This window comes from Burkholderia sp. Ac-20349 (genome assembly GCF_017104865.1).
Classification (GTDB): Bacteria; Pseudomonadota; Gammaproteobacteria; order Burkholderiales; family Burkholderiaceae; genus Burkholderia; species Burkholderia aenigmatica.
This window is the reverse complement of the sequence record NZ_JAAGPM010000095.1, coordinates 24,743-30,755: the sequence shown is the minus strand read 5'-3', so window position 1 is coordinate 30,755 and position 6,013 is coordinate 24,743. Positions and strand designations below refer to the sequence as shown.

The following is a 6,013-nucleotide window of genomic DNA, read 5'->3' as shown; positions in this document are numbered from 1 at the left end:
CATCACCCGGTTCGGAAATATCGTTTGCGGCCCGCGCCACGGCCCCACACAATCGGGGCGCGTCGAGGTGCACCGCACCCGGCGCGCCGACGGCCGCCCGAATGCGGCCGGACGACAGACGAACGCGACGCGCAACGCGGCCCGGTTCCCCCGAACCCGGCCCGCACGGCACCGCCGCCGTCCGGCCGGCGGCCGGCGACGAGTTGCGCTTCGTAGCCAAAAAACAATCCGGAGACAGCGCCCAGCCCTCGCCCATGCATTCTGATGCTCGCCCCGATTCCCCCGACTCGTCCGGTTCGCGCCCCGCGAAGCCGTCCCTCCACCGCAGCCTGCAGGCGCGCCATCTGCGGATGATCGCGATCGGCGGCTCGATCGGCACGGGCCTGTTCGTCGCGTCCGGCGCATCGATCTCGCAGGCCGGCCCCGGCGGCGCGATCGTCGCGTACATGCTGATCGGCCTGATGGTCTACTTCCTGATGACGAGCCTCGGCGAAATGGCCGCGTTCATGCCCGTGTCGGGCTCGTTCGCCACTTACGGCTCGAAGTTCGTCGACGAAGGCTTCGGCTTCGCGATCGGCTGGAACTACTGGTACAGCTGGGCCGTCACGCTCGCGGTGGAGCTCGTCGCCGCGCAGCTCGTGATGAACTACTGGTTTCCACACGTGCCGGGCGTCTGGTGGAGCGCACTCTTCCTGACCCTGATCTTCGCGCTCAACGCGCTGTCGGTGCGCGGCTTCGGCGAGGCCGAATACTGGTTCGCGCTGATCAAGGTGCTGACGGTGGTCGCGTTCCTCGGCGTCGGCCTGATGATGATCTTCGGCATTCTGAAGGGCGGCCCGAGCGCGGGCTGGACCAACTTCACGATCGGCGACGCGCCGTTCGCGGGTGGCTTGCCGGCGCTGATGGGCGTCGCGATGATCGCCGGCTTCTCGTTCCAGGGCACGGAAATGATCGGCGTCGCGGCCGGCGAATCGGAAAACCCGCGCAAGACGATCCCGCGCGCGGTGAGCCAGATCTTCTGGCGCATCCTGCTGTTCTACGTGCTCGCGATCTTCGTGATCGGCGTGCTGATTCCCTATACCGACCCGAGCCTGCTGAAAAGCGACGTGACCGATATCGGCGTGAGCCCGTTCACGCTGGTGTTCCGCCACGCAGGCCTCGCAGTCGCGGCCGGCGTGATGAACGCGGTGATCCTGACGGCCGTGCTGTCGGCCGGCAACTCGGGCATGTATGCGTCCACGCGGATGCTCTACAACCTCGCCGTCGAAGGCCGCGCGCCGAAGATCTTCGCGAAGCTGTCGCGCGGCGGCGTGCCGCGCAATGCGCTGTATGCGACGACGGCCATCGGTGCGCTCTGCTTCCTCACGTCGCTGTACGGCGACAAGACCGTGTACCTGTGGCTGCTGAACACGTCGGGCATGGCCGGCTTCATCACGTGGCTCGGCATCGCGATCAGCCACTACCGTTTCCGCAAGGGCCTGCTGAAGCAGGGCTACTCGCTCGACCAGTTGCCGTACCGGTCGAAGTGGTTCCCGTTCGGGCCGATCTTCGCGTTCGTGCTGTGCGCGGTCATCGCGCTGGGCCAGGACTACCAGGCGTTCCTCGGCGACAAGATCGACTGGGCCGGCGTCACCGCGACCTACATCGGCGTGCCGTTCTTCTTCGTCATCTGGCTCGGCTACGCGCTCGTGCGCAAATGCCGGCTGGTCCGCTACGAGGACATGGAGATCGCGCCGTGGATCGAACGCAACGCGAAGGCCGCAGCGGCCGAGGCCGCCGAGACGCAGGCCCATGCCGAGCAACCGGGCTACATCGCCCGCCCCGCGAACCCGACGTCGGGCGCGTGACGAAACACAGCGAGCCGGCGGCCGACTGAACAGCGCCGCCGGTTCGTCCTGACAACCTCCATTCGACGCGGCGCGCGCGTTCAGGCAAGATCGACGCGCCGTCCGTTTTTTTTCGCCGTTTACGAGTCACCGAATCACATGCAGAACTTCTACGAAGCCACCGTTACCCGCCAGCCCTATCCGCAACTGACCGGCACGATCGACACGCAGGTGTGCGTCGTCGGCGGCGGGCTCGCCGGCCTGTGCACGGCACTCGGCCTCGTCGAGCGCGGCATGCGCGACGTGGTCGTGCTCGACGGCGAACGGGTCGGCTTCGGCGCGTCCGGCCGCAACGGCGGCTTCGTGTTCGGCGGCTACAGCCTCGACAACGCGGACCTGCTGCGCACGCTCGGCCGCGACGAAGGGCGCCGGCTGTACCGGCTTACCGTCGACGCGGTCGACCTGATCCGCGCGCGGATCGCGCGCTACGGCATCGACTGCGACATCGTCGACCAGGGCGTGATGCTCGCCAACTGGTTCGACGATCCTTCCCGGCTCGACGGCGTGCGCACGCTGATGAAGAACGAACTCGGCGTCGACTGGGAGCCCGTCTCGACGAACGCGCTGCGCGAGCGGCTGAAGACGCAGCGCTATTACGGCGGCCTGTTCGAGCCGAACGCCTTCCACTTCCACCCGCTCAAGTACGTGCTCGGCGTCGCGGCCGCTGCCGCGCGCGGCGGCGCGCGCATCTACGAACGTTCGGCCGCGCTCGGCATCGCGCGCGAAGGCGCCGGGTACGTCGTGCGCACCGCGCAGGGCACGGTGCGCGCGAAGGACGTCGTGTTCGCTGGCGGCGGCTACGCGCGCGGCGTGTCGCCGCGTATCGAGCGCGCGGTGCTGCCGATCGCGACCTACGTGATCGCGACCGAACCGCTCGGCGAGCGCCTGCCGGACGCGATCGACGCGCCGTATGCGATCTACGACACGCGTTTCGCATTCGACTATTACCGCCCGCTGAAGGACACGCGCATCCTGTGGGGCGGCCGGATCTCCGTGCTCGACCGCGGCCCCGACGCGATCGCGCGTCTGCTGCGGCGCGACCTGCTGCGCGTGTATCCGCAACTGGAAGGCGTGAAGGTCGACTACGCGTGGGGCGGGTTGATGAGCTACGCGCGGCACAAGATGCCGCAGATCGGCCGCGACGCGGACGGCGTGTGGCACGCGATCGCGTTCGGCGGCCACGGGATGGCGCCGACCACGGTCGCCGGCGAAGCGCTCGCGGCCGCGCTGGCCGAAGGCCGGCCGGTGCCGGAAGGCTTCAACGCATTCGGCCTCACGCGCACGTTCGGGCTGGCCGGCCTCGCCGCCGCGCAGCTCACGTACAGCGCATACCAGGCCCGCGACGCGCTCGCGTCCTGCCGCCGCTGAGCGGCGGCTACGGCGGCCGGAACCGCCCTGCCGATTAGAGCGCGAGGTCGGCCGGGCGGGGATTTCCCACATGCTAGAATGGCTTTTCCAAGCCGCCGAAGCCACAATAAAGTCACATGAAAGCAGGAAGCAAGGCCGCCACGTCCGCCCCCCGCGCGCTTCCGTCCGATGCGCGGCGCAAATACGATCCCGAGCAAACCAAGCGCAACATCCTCGACGTCGCCACGCAGGAATTCTCCGCGATGGGCCTCGCCGGCGCACGCGTCGATGCCATCGCCGAGCGCACGAACACGACGAAGCGGATGCTCTACTACTACTTCGAAAGCAAGGAAGGCTTGTACGAGGCCGTGCTGGAGAAGGTGTACGGCGACATCCGCGCGCTCGAGCAGGAGCTGCACGTCGGCGACATGGAGCCGCGCGAGGGCATGCGCCGCCTCGTCGAATTCACGTTCGACTATCACGACAAGCATCGCGACTTCGTCCGCCTCGTGTCGATCGAGAACATCCACGGCGCGAAGTATCTCGAGCAGCTCAAGTCGTTCAAGAACCGCAACGTCAGCATCATCAAGACGCTCGAGGAACTGGTCGAGCGCGGCGCGGCGAGCGGCGCCTTCCGCACGGACATCGACGCGTTCGACCTGCACCTGCTGATCAGCTCGTTCTGCTTCCACCGCGTGTCGAACCGCTACACGTTCGGCGCCGCGTTCGGCCGCGATCCGTCGGCGCCGCGCCTGCGTGCGCGGCATCGCGACACGATCGCCGACGCCGTGCTGCGCTACGTCGCCGCATAAGCGGCGGCGCTAGCCGCTTTCCCCTGCCAGCCACACCTCGGGCGCGCGACATCCGCGCCCGTCGCGCACTCATGCGTCAGTCCGTCGGCGCGGTCGACGCCAGTGCGATCCGCGCCTTCGCTTCCGGGCTTCCCGCCACGTAATACTTCTTCGCCCAGCTCGAATCGGGCGCAAGCGCGAGCCGCGCGTGCGCGCCCGTGCCGGCGTCCGTGTCGTGCTGCTTCGCGTTGATCGACAGCGCCCGTGCGCGGTAGTGCTCGTAAAGCCGCAGGAATTCCGCGAGATAGATCGCCGCGATCCTCGGGTCGCGGATCTCGAGCAGGTTCTCGTCGTTGAACTGCTCGGAGTTGCGGCTCATGTTCGCCGAGCCCGTATAGACGACCGGATTCGCGCCTTCGGCATCGATCACGATGAACTTGTGGTGGATCACGACGGGCGGAAAGGCCGGCGCCGGTTCCCCCGGGAACAGGCGCAATTCGGGCTCGAAACCCTGCGGCACGGTAGCCGGCGAGAAATACGCGGCATCGATCACGTCGTGGTTGTCGCGGCTGCGGTGATACAGCTCGAGGTTCGCGAGCGTCGCCGCATCGAGCGTCTGGCCGGCCTGCTGCTCGGCATCCGCCTTCGTTGCGCTGCCGACGTTGATCTTGTTCACCAGCCCGAACATCATCAGCCCGCGGTCGCCGGCCGCGAAGCACGCGTCGCGCAGCGCCGCGTCGGTCGGCATGAACAGGCAGAACGACACCGAATGCTTCGCGGCCGCGATCGCGGCGACGATCGTGTCGATCTCGGTGCGCTGCCCCGCCGGCTCCGGCGAAAACGCGACACGCACCTGCGCACCGCCGATCGTCATCGGTTCCGACCAGCCCGGCGACAGCTTCGCCGTCTCCGCGATCGACGGATTCCCGGCCAGCGCATGCGCGCGATCGTTGTACAGCGCGGCAAGCGCGGGTGAATCGAACGCGTGCAGCACGTTCGCCTGCTCCGTGAGCCCCTCGGTCGTGAAGTTCGCAGAGCCGGTCAGCACGCGCGCGGGCACCGGGTTCGACGACGCATCGGTCACGATGAACTTGTCGTGCATGATGTGCGTCTTGTCGCGCGGCGCGAGCGTCGCGAGACCCTGCAGCGCGTCGACGGCCGGCTGGTTCGGCGACGGCAGCGGCGGCTTGCCCTTGCGCGCCGTCGTGTGCGCGTCGTAGACGATCGCGAGCGACGCTTCGCCGTGCTGGCGTCCGAACGCTTCGAACGCGGGCAGCGCCCACAGCGTGTCGGTCAGGTGATAGACCGCCGACGCCGCGCGCGACGCGGGGTCGAGCATCTCCGCGAACACCTGCTCCATGTCGTTCGCGAGCCACGTGCGCAGCTTCAGCGCCTGCGCGTCGCTCGGCGCCGCGTTCGGCGCGAGGCCCAGCGCGGCGACCTGCTTCGCGAACGCCTGCGAGCTGACCACCGCGCGATTGAACCACGTGCCGATGCCGTCCTCGATGTGCGCGGGCAGCACCACGTCGCACACGCCGGCTTGCGCGTCGAGCACCTGCAGGTTCGCCGGCGTGCCGACGACCGGATACACGTCATAGCGGAACGACGCGCCGCGATCCTGCGGATCGATGCGCGCATCCCACCACATGAATTTCTGGATCGGCGCCTGGTCGGTCGGCGCGTCGCCCTGCGTGTGCGCGGCCGGGCCGTCGAAGGTCAGGCGGTTCGGCAGCCAGCTGTCCGGCGCGCGCGTCTTGCCGTCGGCCGACCAGAAGCCCGGCGTGCGCCGGATCGCGAAGCCGAGGAAATCGGACCGCGACGCCGCATCGGGCCAATCGAAGGCCAGCAGGACCAGGGTAGGGGAAAGATAGCTGCGCACGCTGACGGTCATTCGTTGCTCCCTGGCCTTGCGGCCGGTCGAGATGAATGGGTCAGTCTTGACGGCGCGTCTTCCCGCAGGATGACGATTCGATGAACCTTGTATGTCGG

4 protein-coding genes are annotated in these 6,013 nt (G+C 68.3%); 3 read left to right on the top strand and 1 reads right to left on the bottom strand.

What is annotated here, in order from left to right; genetic code table 11:
• The first annotated feature begins 254 nt into the window (after window positions 1–254).
• The 3 genes from G3N61_RS26405 to G3N61_RS26395 all read left to right on the top strand — a co-directional run bounded on the left by G3N61_RS26405 (window position 255) and on the right by G3N61_RS26395 (window position 4,045).
• Window positions 255–1,847, top strand: coding sequence for an amino acid permease (locus G3N61_RS26405; protein WP_089451866.1), 1,593 nt, complete (start codon window positions 255–257; stop codon window positions 1,845–1,847).
• A 138-nt stretch (window positions 1,848–1,985) separates the two neighbouring features.
• Entirely contained in the window at window positions 1,986–3,254 is a 1,269-nt protein-coding gene (locus G3N61_RS26400; protein WP_089451865.1) for an FAD-binding oxidoreductase, read from the top strand.
• Between the two features lie 116 nt (window positions 3,255–3,370).
• Window positions 3,371–4,045 carry a TetR family transcriptional regulator gene (locus G3N61_RS26395; protein ID WP_043180797.1) on the top strand — a complete coding sequence of 225 codons (675 nt, stop codon included), beginning with the start codon at window positions 3,371–3,373 and terminating at the stop codon, window positions 4,043–4,045.
• Window positions 4,046–4,121: 76 nt separating this feature from the next.
• Here G3N61_RS26395 and G3N61_RS26390 read toward each other — a convergent pair whose 3' ends face one another.
• Window positions 4,122–5,915: a phospholipase D-like domain-containing protein gene (locus G3N61_RS26390; RefSeq protein WP_205823959.1), complete on the bottom strand. Its 1,794-nt coding sequence runs from the start codon at window positions 5,913–5,915 to the stop codon at window positions 4,122–4,124.
• Between the last annotated feature and the right edge of the window lie 98 nt (window positions 5,916–6,013).